Source organism: Affinirhizobium lemnae (genome assembly GCF_022968395.1).
In the GTDB taxonomy this organism is placed as follows: domain Bacteria; phylum Pseudomonadota; class Alphaproteobacteria; order Rhizobiales; family Rhizobiaceae; genus Neorhizobium; species Neorhizobium lemnae.
The window spans coordinates 20,969-33,216 of the sequence record NZ_JALJQZ010000040.1 but is presented as its reverse complement, the minus strand read 5'-3'; the positions used below and the strand labels follow the sequence as shown (position 1 = coordinate 33,216).

The following is a 12,248-nucleotide window of genomic DNA, read 5'->3' as shown; positions in this document are numbered from 1 at the left end:
AACTCCATCGAATCTCGCAAATCCGAAGGAATCATAACCTCTTGAAATCACCCACCTCTTTTTGAGGCAGCCTCTTAGTCACGCTTTTAGCAGCGTGAACTAATTTGCTTGCTCGAACACAGAACGCATAGTTTGCGGCAAGCCTCAAGGATTCAGTCCCAGTCACTCCCGGATTTTTCCGTTTCCACGCCTCCCAGCCACCTCGAGTTATATCCACAGGAACTACGGGCAAAGAAGGCGTGCTATTTTCCATCGCCTCCTCAAAATGAGACTGCCATACCTCAATGCTGGAAAATAACGGATCACCTTTGAGAGCAGGTCTAATACGATTATACTCTACAGGAGACAAACGGGGGACCGTGACTGCTGCTGGTCCAACTTGATCAAAGGTTTTTTGATTATATCTGGGCCGTTTCTCTCCGAAGAATTTACTAGGCACCCCAATAGGTACAGCAGGTTTGACATAGGTGCACCCATCAACATCGAACACTACGTCCAACTGGGGTTCTTTGTTTGCGGTCTCAGCATGTCGGCCCGTAACAAATTCAGTCATATGGCGACCGGCTAGTTTATTCCAACCGTCGCGCAGAACTTCAAAATCACGGAACGTTCTGTCCTCATTTATCAGAACATAATCAATCGGCCAAAGTGCAAAGGTGTCGAAGCCATCACCATGAAGGTAGCACCCCGCAACTACAACAGCGTCGATTTCTGAGGTATCATTCTTTGCGCGCCCAACAACATGCTCCAGCAATTCCTCGTGACGCATTGCGGCAAGTCCGTTATTAACTACGAAAAGCACGCTCGTAGCGGTCGGATCAATCTCCTCTCTCGACTGCCTTAGTTGGCCGCTTGCAGATTTTACTGCAGTTTTAATGGGGCCCCGCATGATCCCTGCGTAATCTCGCTGCCCTTTGTCGTCTAATTTTGACGGGTCTATAACGACAACAGGCCGACCTGTGTCAGTTGGAGTGAATAGCTTGGCAATCTTCGTTTGAACTTCACGCTTTTCTAGCCGCTCTTCTTCAATAAGTTTAAGCTCAATTATAGATTTTCCCAGTACATAGTCAGAATTTCGTAAAGAAAGCCGTCGACCGGAATCAGGATGAGCTCGACAGCCGCCCGCAGAAGTAATCACGAAATCCAGATCTTCTTTTTCCGACAGCCGCCGGATCTTAGGTAAATTCATTGTACTTATCATCTCTACGAGTCCGCAACTCATCCTCCTGCGCCATTCTTGCCGCCTCCGGCATACGCTCAATCACCCGCAAATAAGCTTCGGCTGCGCGATCCGGATGGCGCTTGCCCTGCTCCCAGTTGCGCAATGTCTCGATATCAATGCCATAGGTGAGCGCAAACTGCTCCTGTGTCAGCTTCAACTCGGCGCGGAGGGCTGCCACGTCCACCGGGCGGGCGGCCACAGCCTTTGCCGTAAAACCACAGTCTGCGGCTACGGTGGCGAACCCGTCTGCATCTCCCAGACTGGGTACAACGAATGTTGCTTGCCCCGTCTCCATGGCTTTCTCAACAGCCCGCTTTGCAGTCAGCATGGTCATGCCGCTTTCTACCAGCAAGCGAACAACGCTAACGGATTTGATTGCCTTGGCAGTAGGATCAAGATGCAGGGTCACCACGGCGCGCGAACCGGATTGGCCGGGGGCGACGACCTCGACCGGCCCCAGTCGTTCGAAACGCTCCCTCAATGATGATTTCATCGTATTGCATCTCCGTCATCGCTATCTCGGCCAGCATTCGCAAACGCGCAGGGCCGAGATCGTTGCTCGAAATGTCCTCACCCTGAACATGCACACCCGCCAGATAAAGAGTGGTGCCGTCCTCCCGTGGTTCGCACATAAGTGACAAAACCCCATCAGGCGTCTGTATCACGACCGTGCAAACGGGATGATCCGTCCCATCTTCCTGAAAATGAAAGCTCACATTACTGCAATTCCATGTCAACATATATAGGCCAATGAACTATAAAAAGCAGTCTCAGGTCGAATTTATTTGATCCCCAACCCCCGCATGAACAGGTCTTCCAGAAAACGGGCGGCATCCTCGAAACGGCCCTCGCCGGATTTATCGCCCAGCACCGCCTGCACCTGCACATCGAAATCCGCATAATGCTGCGTGGTGGACCAGATCGAGAAAATCAGGTGATAGGGGTCGCATTTGGCAATCTTGCCCGCCTTGATCCAGGCGCGGATCACCTCCGCCTTCTCATCCACCAGCTCCTTCAGCGGACCCTTCAATCCATCTTCGATATGCTGCGCGCCTTGAATGATCTCATTGGCGAAGAGGCGGCTTTCGCGCGGGTAATCGCGAGACATTTCCAGCTTGCGACGGATGTAGGAGCGGATCTCCGTTTCCGGATTGCCCTCCGAATCGAAGGCCTGCAGCGGCTCCAGCCAGGTAAAAAGCATGCGGTCCAAAAGCGCCCTGTGGATGGCCTCCTTGGTCCTGAAATAATAGAGCAGGTTCGGCTTCGACATACCTGCCGCTTCCGCGATCTGGTCAATGGTCGCACCGCGAAAGCCATAGGCGGAAAACACGTCCAGCGCAGCTTGGAGGATCTTTTCCTCCTTCTCTTCCTGAATGCGTGTGCGCCGCTGTGTCTTCGCCGCTCGTGGAATCATCTGCCTTACCGGTCCCCTCTCACCCGCACGACCCTATCGCAAGTGCACAAATTTTACACCGCCAGAATGACTGCCGGAAACTTGTTCATTTTTTCATCGCCAATGCGATTTTGCGCTTGAGTGCGGCGGTGGAAATTGTAAGCTTTTACCAATCGGTCAAATATCAATGACCCACTCGGCAAAGGCAAGCCACTGGCTCGCCGAATGTCAAAAGAAGGTGGGCGACGACCATTAGGGAACAGCAGCCGCATCGCACGATCCAACGGCTGAAACAGATGAAGGAATGAACGTATGGTGGCGGCACCAGGCGAAAACCTGCGCGTGAACGGCGACAGGCTTTGGGACATGTTGATGGATATGGCCAAGATCGGCCCCGGCATTGCGGGCGGCAACAACCGCCAGACGCTGACCGATGCCGATGGCGAAGGTCGCCATCTGTTCAAGTCTTGGTGCGAGGCCGCAGGGCTCACCATGGGCGTGGACAAGATGGGCACGATGTTTGCCACCCGCCCCGGAACAGACCCGGATGCCCTGCCCGTCTATGTCGGCAGCCACCTCGATACACAACCGACCGGCGGCAAATATGATGGCGTCCTGGGCGTTCTCGCAGGTCTCGAAGTCGTTCGCACCATGAACGACCTCGGCATCAAGACGAAGCACCCGATCGTCGTCACCAATTGGGCGAATGAGGAAGGTGCGCGCTTTGCGCCCGCCATGCTGGCTTCTGGCGTGTTCGCGGGCGTGCATTCGCTTGACTACGCCTACGCTCGCCGCGACCCGGAGGGCAAGACCTATGGTGATGAGTTGAAGCGCATCGGCTGGCAGGGTGAGGAAGAAGTGGGCGCGCGCAAGATGCACGCCTATTTCGAATATCACATCGAGCAAGGCCCGATTCTTGAGGCTGAAAACAAGCAGATCGGCGTTGTCACCCACTGCCAGGGTCTGTGGTGGCTGGAATTCACGCTGACCGGCAAGGAAGCGCATACGGGTTCAACGCCCATGACCATGCGCGTCAATGCGGGCCTTGCCTTTGGCCGCATCATGGAAATGGTGCAGGAGGTTGCCATGTCCGAACAGCCCGGCGCAGTTGCCGGCGTTGGCCAGACCTTCTTCACACCCAATTCCCGCAACGTGCTGCCGGGCAAGGTGGTCTTCACTGTCGACCTGCGCACGCCCTCACAGGAAAAGCTGGACCGGATGCGGGCCAAGATCGAGGCGGAAGCCGCCAAAATCTGCGAGGCGCTTGGCGTTGGCTGCTCGGTGGAAGCGGTCGGCCATTTCGACCCCGTCACCTTCGATCCGGTTCTGGTGGAGCGGGTTCGCAACGCAGCCGAAAAGCTGGGGTACAGCCACATGAACCTCATTTCCGGCGCAGGGCACGATGCCTGCTGGGCCGCCAAGGTGGCACCTTCCACTATGGTCATGTGCCCCTGCGTCGGCGGCCTCAGCCACAATGAGGCAGAAGAGATTTCCAAGGAATGGGCCGCCGCAGGCTGCGATGTCCTGTTCCACGCAGTGGTGGAGACGGCGGAGTTCGTCGCCTGAGCAACGAAGAATAGATCGAGGGAGCAGACCGATGAGCATAGTCATCAAGGGCGCAACCATTGTCACGGCAGACCTGACCTACAAGGCTGACGTGAAGGTGGATGGGGGCAGGATCGTCGAGATCGGCCCCAACCTTTCCGGCGATACGGTTCTGGATGCGGACGGCTGTTATGTCATGCCCGGCGGCATCGACCCGCATGTGCATCTGGAAATGCCCTTCATGGGCACCTATTCCGCCGATGACTTCGAAAGCGGCACCCGCGCGGGTCTCGCGGGTGGCACCACCATGGTGGTGGATTTCTGTCTGCCAGCGCCGGATCAATCGCTTCTTGAAGCCTTGCAGATGTGGGACAACAAGACCTCACGCGCCACGGCAGACTATTCCTTCCACATGGCGATCACCGGCTGGAACGAGCGCATCTTCAACGAGATGAAGGTTATCGTTCAGGAGAAGGGCATCAACACCTTCAAGCACTTCATGGCCTACAAGGGCGCCTTGATGGTGAATGATGACGAGATGTTCGCCTCCTTCCAGCGTTGCGCAGAACTCGGCGCCCTGCCGCTGGTGCATGCGGAAAACGGCGATGTCGTTGCCTCCATGACCGCCAAACTTCTGGCGGAAGGCAATGACGGGCCGGAAGGCCATGCCTATTCCAGACCGCCGGAAGTGGAAGGCGAAGCGACCAACCGCGCCATCATGCTGGCCGATATGGCGGGCGTTCCGCTCTATGTGGTTCATACCTCTTGCGAACAGGCGCACGAAGCCATTCGCCGCGCCCGCCAGAAGGGCATGCGCGTTTATGGCGAGCCGCTGATCCAGCATCTGACGCTGGATGAAAGCGAATATTTCAACAAGGATTGGGACCATGCCGCGCGCCGCGTCATGTCGCCGCCCTTCCGCAACAAGCAGCATCAGGATAGCCTCTGGGCTGGCCTGCAATCCGGTTCGCTCTCCTGCGTGGCGACGGACCATTGCGCCTTCACGACGGAACAGAAGCGCTTCGGCGTCGGCAATTTCGCCAAGATCCCGAACGGCACCGGCGGCCTGGAAGATCGCATGCCGATGCTGTGGACCTATGGCGTCATGACCGGTCGCCTGACGATGAACGAGTTCGTGGCGGTCACATCCACCAACATTGCCAAGATCCTCAACATGTACCCGAAAAAGGGCGCGGTTCTGGTGGGCGCGGATGCCGACCTCGTGGTCTGGGACCCGAAGCGCGCCAAGACGATCTCGGCCAAGAGCCAGCAATCCTCCATCGATTACAACGTCTTCGAGGGCAAGGAAGTCACCGGTCTGCCGCGCTTCACGCTGACCCGCGGCTACGTTGCCATCGAGGAAGATCAGGTGAAGACGCGCGAGGGTCACGGCCAGTTTGTCAAGCGCGAGCCCTTTACCGCCGTCAACAAGGCGCTTTCCACCTGGAAGGAACTGGTTGCCCCCCGCAAGGTGGAACGCACCGGCATTCCGGCCACGGGGGTTTGAGACGGCCAATGTTGGTGCGGGCTGTGATCGATACCCCCCTCTGTCCTGCCGGACATCTCCCCCTCAAGGGGGGAGATCGACTTGGAGCACCATCCACATTCCCGTTAAGCGCCGCCGGATTGGTATCTGCTTCTCCATATGATCGAGGGAGCGAGACAGAGGCCGTTCTGCCGATCTCCCCCCTTGAGGGGGAGATGCCTGGCAAGGCAGAGGGGGGTAAATCCATCACCTCCGGCAGAGAGCAGATCTCAACCCTTCACCAAGCCATCCAGCTCCGGCAGAAGCACCACGCTCTCCTGCTCGTTGGGGTCCGTGCGGGCTATGATCGCTGTCGCCGGTTCATCGGACGTATTGGCGGGCAGATGTGGAACGCCGGCCGGAATATAAAAAAGCTCGCCCGCGCTTACCACCACATGATGCTCCAGATTGTCGCCGTACCAGGTGTCGGCCTTGCCGGAGAGCATATAAATCGCGGTCTCGTGGTTCTCATGCAGATGGGCCTTGGCCCGCGCGCCGGGCGGCATGGTCAGAATATGCATGCAGATAGCCTTGGAGCCAACGGTTTCGGCCGCAATGCCCGCAAAATAGCTCAGCCCCTGCTTGCCGTCATAGGTGCTTCCCGGTTTCACCAAACGACAGGTGGGTTTCGATGATCCATCCATGTTTTCAATCCTTTATCCCTCTGGCCTCAACCCGTCTGGCATCCCGCAGCGATGCAAGGCCGCCCAGACGTTTTCAAGCGAAGATAACAGATAAAATGCAACTGACCATTTCTCTCTCTGGCGGCGAGGCACGCCTATGACCTCCGCCGCCGCACCTGTTGTAACCGCCCGCGATCTTGGCCTGACATTCCAGACAAATGACGGCCCGGTGAATGCGCTGACCGGCGTGAACCTCGATATCAAGAAGGGCGATTTCGTCTCCTTCATCGGCCCGTCCGGCTGCGGAAAAACGACGTTCCTGCGCGTCATTGCCGACCTCGAGAAGCACACGAGCGGATCAATCGAAATCAATGGAATGACTCCGGAAAACGCGCGCCTTGCCCGCGCCTACGGCTATGTCTTTCAGGCGGCGGCCCTTTACCCGTGGCGCACCATCGAAAAAAACATCGCGCTCCCGCTTGAAATCATGGGCTACAGCAGCGCGGAGCAAAAGCAGCGGGTAGAACGCACGCTGGAACTCGTGAACCTCTCCGGTTTCGGCAAGAAATATCCCTGGCAGTTATCGGGCGGCATGCAGCAGCGCGCCTCCATCGCCCGTGCGCTGGCCTTCGATGCCGACCTGCTTCTGATGGACGAACCCTTCGGCGCGCTGGACGAAATCGTCCGCGACCATCTGAACGAACAGCTGCTGAAGCTCTGGGACCGCACGAACAAGACGATCTGTTTCGTCACGCACTCGATTCCGGAAGCCGTCTATCTCTCCACCAAGATTGTGGTCATGAGCCCACGCCCGGGCCGCGTGACGGATGTGATTGAATCGCCGCTGCCACGCGAACGCCCACTGGATATTCGCGATACGCCGGAGTTTCTCGAAGTCGCCCATCGCGTCCGCGAAGGGCTGAAGGCGGGGCATAGCTATGAGGAATAGTTCGGTTCTGATCGCAGAACAAAGCCCGTTGCATTCGATAAAGAACCCCCTCTGGCCTGCCGGCCATCTCCCCCACAAGGGGGGAGAAGACTTGCTGCACCGTTATGCTCGGATAGGAGCAGAACGGATGTCGCGAAGTCAGCCCCTCCCCCTTGTGGGGAGGGGTTGGGGAGGGGTATTTTCTCGACCTCATACTTTGTGTTTTAGGTCGGCCATGCCGCATTCGAATATTTCTGCGAAAACGCGCAAGCGCGCAAAAACCCTGCGCCGGGACTTGACCAGAGCCGAGCGAGAGATGTGGGATCTCCTACGAGATTTTCGCCCGCGGGGAGCGCGATTCCGCCGCGAAACTCCGATTGGCCCCTATATCGCAGATTTCGCTTGGCTGTCGGCTCGGATCATCGTGGAGGTCGATGGCGACAGCCACGAGACTGAATCCGGAAGACACCATGACCAGCGTCGGGATAGATTTCTAAGAGAGCAAGGTTTCATCGTCCTGCGGTTCGACAATACTGACGTGATCAACAGCGCAGACGCGATTTCTATCCAGCTGGAGGCTGAGTTGGCACCGTTTCTGGATAAGGAACCTGCCCTATGAACAAGCCCTCCCTCTTCCTGGACCGCGTGCTGCCGGTGCTGACGGTGATCGCCGTCATCCTCGTCATCTGGCATGTGGCCGTTGTCTACCTGAATGCACCTTTCGTGCGCGATCAGGCCGCGCGTGCCGGAACCGTTGTCACGCTCGGTGAAATCATTCCGCAGACCTTCAACCAGGAGCGGCCCATCCTGCCCGCCCCGCACCAGATCATTGCGGAGCTGTGGGACACGACCATTGCCAAGCCCATCACCTCGAAGCGAAGCCTTGTCTACCATGCCTGGGTAACACTATCGGCAACGCTGATGGGCTTCGGCATGGGCACGGTGCTCGGCATTCTGCTCGCGGTTGGCATCGTCCATAACCGGGCGATGGACAAGTCGCTGATGCCCTGGGTCATCGCCTCCCAGACAATCCCGATCCTCGCCATCGCGCCGATGATCATTGTGGTCCTAAACTCCATCGGCATATCGGGACTTCTGCCCAAGGCTTTGATTTCGACCTATCTTTCCTTCTTCCCGATCGTCGTCGGCATGGTGAAGGGCCTGCGCAGCCCCGATGTCCTGCTGCTGGATCTGATGCACACCTATAATGCCAGCCGCACGCAGACCTTCTGGAAATTGCGCTGGCCCGCGGCGCTGCCCTATCTCTTCACTTCGTTGAAGGTTGCGATTGCCATCTCACTGGTCGGGGCAATCGTCGGTGAACTGCCCACGGGTGCTGTGGCGGGCCTTGGTGCGCGCCTGCTGTCCGGCTCCTATTACGGTCAGACGATCCAGATCTGGGCTGCCCTCTTCATGGCGGCAGCGCTTGCAGCCGTGCTGGTCTCCATTATTGGCCTTGCCCATACGCAGGTGCTGAAGCGCATGGGAGCCAAGCCATGAACGGGTATATTCTTGCCGCACTCGCCATATGGATCGGCGCTTGGACCCTGAACGAATGGCTTGTGCGCCAGCGCCCCGCGTCTGCGGAGGCGAAGCAGGCCATCGGCATCATCGTTCCCGTCATCTTCGGCGCCACCTTGCTGGCTGTCTGGGAATGTCTGGTGCATGGCTTCCAGATCCCGCCGATCCTTCTTCCGGCCCCCAGCGCCATCTGGGTGAAGCTGGTAAATTCGGCCCCGGTCCTCTGGGCAGATTTCCAGCAGACCTTCCTCAAATCCGTCATCACCGGCTATATCGCAGGCTGCGGACTGGGCTTTGCTGTGGCGCTTCTGATCGACCGCTCGCCATTTTTGCAAAAGGGTCTGCTGCCCATCGGCAATTTCGTCTCGGCGCTGCCAGTCGTCGGCATCGCGCCAATCATGGTCATGTGGTTCGGCTTCGACTGGCCGTCGAAAGTGGCGGTGGTCGTGATCATGACCTTCTTCCCCATGCTGGTGAACACGGTTCAGGGCCTTGCATCAGCCAGCCATATGGAGCGAGATCTGATGCGCACCTATGCTGCAAACTGGGGACAGATGCTGATCAAGCTTCGCCTTCCTGCAGCCTGGCCCTTCATTTTCAATGCTCTGAAAATCAACTCCACGTTGGCACTGATTGGCGCTATCGTGGCAGAGTTTTTCGGAACGCCCATCGTCGGCATGGGCTTCCGCATCTCCACGGAAGTGGGCCGCGCAAATATCGATATGGTCTGGGCCGAAATCGCGGTGGCCGCGGTGGCTGGCTCGGTCTTTTACGGTCTGGTGGCACTGGCAGAACGCTGGGTCACCTTCTGGCATCCGTCCGTCCGTGGGGGACGGGCGTAACAACCAAAAGAAAAAGGGAACTGACATGACGCTGAAAATTGCATCGCTGTTGCTGGGAGCAGCCGTTTCGCTCACCGCCCTTCAGGCGCACGCCGCCGACAAGGTAACCCTGCAGCTGAAGTGGGTCACGCAAGCCCAGTTTGCCGGTTATTACGTCGCCAAGGAAAAGGGCTTCTACAAGGAAGAAGGTCTCGACGTCGATATCAAGCCGGGCGGCCCGGACATTGCTCCGCCGCAGGTTCTGGCCGGTGGCGGCGCTGACGTCATCGTCGACTGGATGCCGTCCGCACTCGCAACGCGCGAAAAGGGCGTGCCGCTCGTCAATATCGCCCAGCCCTTCAAGAAATCCGGCATGATGCTGACCTGCCTGAAGGAAACCGGCATCACCAAGCCCGCCGACTTCAAGGGCAAGACGCTAGGCGTCTGGTTCTTCGGCAACGAATATCCATTTCTGTCATGGATGAACACGCTGAAGATCAAGACCGATGGCTCGGCGGAAGGCGTAAAGGTACTGAAGCAGGGCTTCAACGTCGATCCGCTTTTGCAGAAGCAGGCCGCCTGCATTTCCACCATGACCTATAACGAATACTGGCAGGTCATCGATGCGGGCATCAAGCCGGATCAGCTCGTGACCTTCAAGTATGAAGACGAAGGCGTGGCCACGCTGGAAGACGGGCTCTACGTGCTGGAAGACAAGCTGAAGGACCCAGCCTTCAAGGAAAAGATGGTCAAGTTCGTCCGCGCTTCCATGAAGGGCTGGAAATATGCCGAGAAGAACCCGGATGAAGCGGCTGGTATCGTACTCGAAAACGATGCCTCCGGCGCGCAGACCGAAAAGCACCAGAAGCGAATGATGGGCGAAGTGGCGAAGCTGACGGCCGGTTCCAACGGCGCCCTGGATGAGGCGGATTACAAGCGTACGGTCAAGACACTGCTGGGTGGCGGGTCTGACCCGGTTATCACCAAGGAGCCGACCGGCGCCTATACGCTGGACATCACCAAAGCAGCACTGAAATAAACCCTCGTTTAAAAATCTTCAGGCGCGCGGCGGCAACATCGCGCGTCGTTCTTTCATCACTTTTTCACATCGGTCATATTTATAACCTGTGATTGCTACGCAGCGATTGAAGGGCTAGACTAGGTCACATTTCGGTGTGCAGTGACCTTGCGCGGCATTGTCTGCGTAACCACCTGCAGCCATGTGCCGGAAGGGACATAGGGCAAAAACTCGCGCTTGCTGCATCACGGGGGATGCAACGGGCGAGAAATGGTGATTCAGAAATGCAGCCAACCCTAGCAACTTGGCAGTAGCACGGTCGAGAGCACGTCCGGTAAAAGTACATTGGCGACTTGTATTCGGACTGGCGTAAAACAAAGAGATAGAGCATTGCAGGTGAGTTCGTTTTTCACCGGGAATCCTCTAGAATTGGGTTGAACGGGATGATGAACTCTCGCGGAATTACGGGTGCACTCTTTTTCGCTGCGTTGGCATCGACAGCAAATGTTATGCCGGTCGCCGCGCAGGAACAGAAACCCGCTCAGGCGGCGCAAAGTGGACAGACAAACCTGCCTGCCATTGTGGTGACGAAAGTCACCGAACGGGATCTCAAGGATAGCGTGGTCGCCAGCGGCACCATTCGCCCTGTTGAAGAAGTTTTCGTTCAACCTTTGGTCGATGGATTGTCAATCAGATCTCTCAAGGTCGATGTCGGTGACAAGGTTTCCGCAGGCCAAGTTGTTGCAGATCTGAACAGCGACACCCTGTTACTTCAGAAGAGCCAACTTCAAGCCAATCTTGTAAAGGCCGAGGCTGGACTGGCACAGTTTCGAGCGCAGGTGATCGAGGCTCAAGCGAATGCTGATGACGCCGTTCGCCAGCGCGACCGGACCCAGAACCTCAGCCGCAATGGAACTGCTTCCACGGCACAGGTGGAACAGACGGCGGCTTCCGCGGCTGCAGCTCTGGCCCGGTTGAACGCCGCTAAACAAGCCGTAAGCGTGGGTGAAGCCGACATCAAAGTCGTTCAAGCCCAGATAGACGATATTGATCTCAAGCTCGAGCGTACGGACGTCAAGGCTCCTGTCGCCGGCATCATATCTAAGAAGGATGCCAAGGTCGGTGCCATTGCCGCAGGCAGCGGAACCCCGCTATTCACCATGATCCGTGACGGCGATATCGAACTGGTCGCCGATGTGCCGGAGAGCGATATCGCCAGGCTGAAAGCGGGAATGAAAGCAAAGGTCACAGTTGCCGGAACCGGTAAGGCGATTGATGCAAAGATTCGTCTAGTTTCACCTGTGGTCGACCAGGCGAGCCGCCTCGGTGCCGTCCACATCGTCGTCAACGATCAGCAGGCCGCCAAGGCTGGCATGTATGCGAACGCGGAAATCATCATAAACGAGACGCGCGGCCTTGCGTTGCCTCAATCCGCCGTCACAACGGATCGCAAGGGTTCCTTCGCCCGTCTTGTGGAAGGCAATGTCGTCAAGCAGGTGAAGCTTGAAATTGGTATCCAGGATGCAGGTTTCGTGCAGATCCTCAGCGGCTTGAAGGCTGGCGACCAAGTGGTTGCCAAGGCTGGTGCTTTCGTTCGCGATGGCGATCAGATCAAGCCGGTCCTATCCTCCAACTTCGCTTCGAACTGACAG

13 protein-coding genes are annotated in these 12,248 nt (G+C 57.4%); 8 read left to right on the top strand and 5 right to left on the bottom strand.

Going from position 1 to position 12,248, the window contains the following annotated elements:
• Nucleotides 1-31: 31 nt before the first annotated feature.
• From MUU53_RS18660 to MUU53_RS18645, 4 genes are all read right to left on the bottom strand, one after another.
• Entirely contained in the window at nt 32-1,189 is a 1,158-nt protein-coding gene (locus tag MUU53_RS18660) for a hypothetical protein (RefSeq protein WP_247262231.1), read from the bottom strand.
• Nucleotides 1,176-1,715: a helix-turn-helix domain-containing protein gene (locus MUU53_RS18655; protein ID WP_247262230.1), complete on the bottom strand. Its 540-nt coding sequence runs from the start codon at nt 1,713-1,715 to the stop codon at nt 1,176-1,178. Before MUU53_RS18655 ends, MUU53_RS18660 begins: the two co-directional genes overlap by 14 nt.
• Before the next feature lie 288 nt (nt 1,716-2,003).
• Nucleotides 2,004-2,636, bottom strand: coding sequence for a TetR family transcriptional regulator C-terminal domain-containing protein (locus tag MUU53_RS18650; protein ID WP_247262229.1), 633 nt, complete (start codon nt 2,634-2,636; stop codon nt 2,004-2,006).
• 53 nt (nt 2,637-2,689) lie between these two features.
• Nucleotides 2,690-2,887 (bottom strand): hypothetical protein, encoded by a 198-nt coding sequence (locus MUU53_RS18645; protein ID WP_247262228.1) that lies wholly within the window; start codon nt 2,885-2,887, stop codon nt 2,690-2,692.
• A gap of 40 nt (nt 2,888-2,927) precedes the next feature.
• Here MUU53_RS18645 and MUU53_RS18640 point away from each other — a divergent pair, with 40 nt between their 5' ends.
• Complete coding sequence (locus tag MUU53_RS18640; protein ID WP_247262227.1) at nt 2,928-4,181, top strand: Zn-dependent hydrolase; 1,254 nt, start codon at nt 2,928-2,930, stop codon at nt 4,179-4,181.
• A gap of 31 nt (nt 4,182-4,212) precedes the next feature.
• A complete protein-coding gene (gene hydA, locus MUU53_RS18635) occupies nt 4,213-5,667 on the top strand; it encodes a dihydropyrimidinase (RefSeq protein ID WP_247262226.1) in 1,455 nt (484 codons plus the stop codon).
• A 248-nt stretch (nt 5,668-5,915) separates the two neighbouring features.
• Here the strand turns inward: hydA and MUU53_RS18630 are convergent, their stop codons facing one another.
• Nucleotides 5,916-6,329: a cupin domain-containing protein gene (locus MUU53_RS18630; protein ID WP_247262225.1), complete on the bottom strand. Its 414-nt coding sequence runs from the start codon at nt 6,327-6,329 to the stop codon at nt 5,916-5,918.
• A 136-nt stretch (nt 6,330-6,465) separates the two neighbouring features.
• On the opposite strand from MUU53_RS18630, the gene MUU53_RS18625 reads away from it, so the two are divergent.
• From MUU53_RS18625 to MUU53_RS18600, 6 genes are all read left to right on the top strand, one after another.
• The gene (locus tag MUU53_RS18625) at nt 6,466-7,257 is read left to right on the top strand and encodes an ABC transporter ATP-binding protein (RefSeq protein WP_247262224.1); all 792 of its coding nucleotides are present in this window, start codon (nt 6,466-6,468) and stop codon (nt 7,255-7,257) included.
• On the top strand, nt 7,247-7,855 hold the full coding sequence (locus MUU53_RS23310; protein ID WP_343229120.1) for an endonuclease domain-containing protein: 609 nt from the start codon (nt 7,247-7,249) through the stop codon (nt 7,853-7,855). The genes MUU53_RS18625 and MUU53_RS23310 overlap by 11 nt, the downstream gene beginning before the upstream one ends.
• Nucleotides 7,852-8,736, top strand: a complete 885-nt coding sequence (locus tag MUU53_RS18615; RefSeq protein WP_247262223.1) for an ABC transporter permease — start codon at nt 7,852-7,854, stop codon at nt 8,734-8,736. Before MUU53_RS23310 ends, MUU53_RS18615 begins: the two co-directional genes overlap by 4 nt.
• Entirely contained in the window at nt 8,733-9,599 is an 867-nt protein-coding gene (locus MUU53_RS18610; RefSeq protein WP_247262222.1) for an ABC transporter permease, read from the top strand. The genes MUU53_RS18615 and MUU53_RS18610 overlap by 4 nt, the downstream gene beginning before the upstream one ends.
• A 25-nt stretch (nt 9,600-9,624) precedes the next feature.
• Nucleotides 9,625-10,617, top strand: coding sequence for an ABC transporter substrate-binding protein (locus MUU53_RS18605; protein ID WP_247262221.1), 993 nt, complete (start codon nt 9,625-9,627; stop codon nt 10,615-10,617).
• Between the two features lie 422 nt (nt 10,618-11,039).
• Nucleotides 11,040-12,245, top strand: coding sequence for an efflux RND transporter periplasmic adaptor subunit (locus MUU53_RS18600; RefSeq protein ID WP_377307335.1), 1,206 nt, complete (start codon nt 11,040-11,042; stop codon nt 12,243-12,245).
• Nucleotides 12,246-12,248: the final 3 nt, after the last annotated feature.

Excerpts from the sequence above, each read along its gene's own strand:
- MUU53_RS18660 (WP_247262231.1), bottom strand. The coding sequence starts at position 1,189 with ATGAATTTACCTAAGATCCGGCGGCTGTCGGAAAAAGAAGATCTGGAT.
- MUU53_RS18655 (WP_247262230.1), bottom strand. The coding sequence starts at position 1,715 with ATGAAATCATCATTGAGGGAGCGTTTCGAACGACTGGGGCCGGTCGAG.
- MUU53_RS18650 (WP_247262229.1), bottom strand. The coding sequence starts at position 2,636 with ATGATTCCACGAGCGGCGAAGACACAGCGGCGCACACGCATTCAGGAA.
- MUU53_RS18645 (WP_247262228.1), bottom strand. The coding sequence starts at position 2,887 with ATGCGGCTGCTGTTCCCTAATGGTCGTCGCCCACCTTCTTTTGACATT.
- MUU53_RS18640 (WP_247262227.1), top strand. The coding sequence starts at position 2,928 with ATGGTGGCGGCACCAGGCGAAAACCTGCGCGTGAACGGCGACAGGCTT.
- hydA (WP_247262226.1), top strand. The coding sequence starts at position 4,213 with ATGAGCATAGTCATCAAGGGCGCAACCATTGTCACGGCAGACCTGACC.
- MUU53_RS18630 (WP_247262225.1), bottom strand. The coding sequence starts at position 6,329 with ATGGATGGATCATCGAAACCCACCTGTCGTTTGGTGAAACCGGGAAGC.
- MUU53_RS18625 (WP_247262224.1), top strand. The coding sequence starts at position 6,466 with ATGACCTCCGCCGCCGCACCTGTTGTAACCGCCCGCGATCTTGGCCTG.
- MUU53_RS23310 (WP_343229120.1), top strand. The coding sequence starts at position 7,247 with ATGAGGAATAGTTCGGTTCTGATCGCAGAACAAAGCCCGTTGCATTCG.
- MUU53_RS18615 (WP_247262223.1), top strand. The coding sequence starts at position 7,852 with ATGAACAAGCCCTCCCTCTTCCTGGACCGCGTGCTGCCGGTGCTGACG.
- MUU53_RS18610 (WP_247262222.1), top strand. The coding sequence starts at position 8,733 with ATGAACGGGTATATTCTTGCCGCACTCGCCATATGGATCGGCGCTTGG.
- MUU53_RS18605 (WP_247262221.1), top strand. The coding sequence starts at position 9,625 with ATGACGCTGAAAATTGCATCGCTGTTGCTGGGAGCAGCCGTTTCGCTC.
- MUU53_RS18600 (WP_377307335.1), top strand. The coding sequence starts at position 11,040 with ATGATGAACTCTCGCGGAATTACGGGTGCACTCTTTTTCGCTGCGTTG.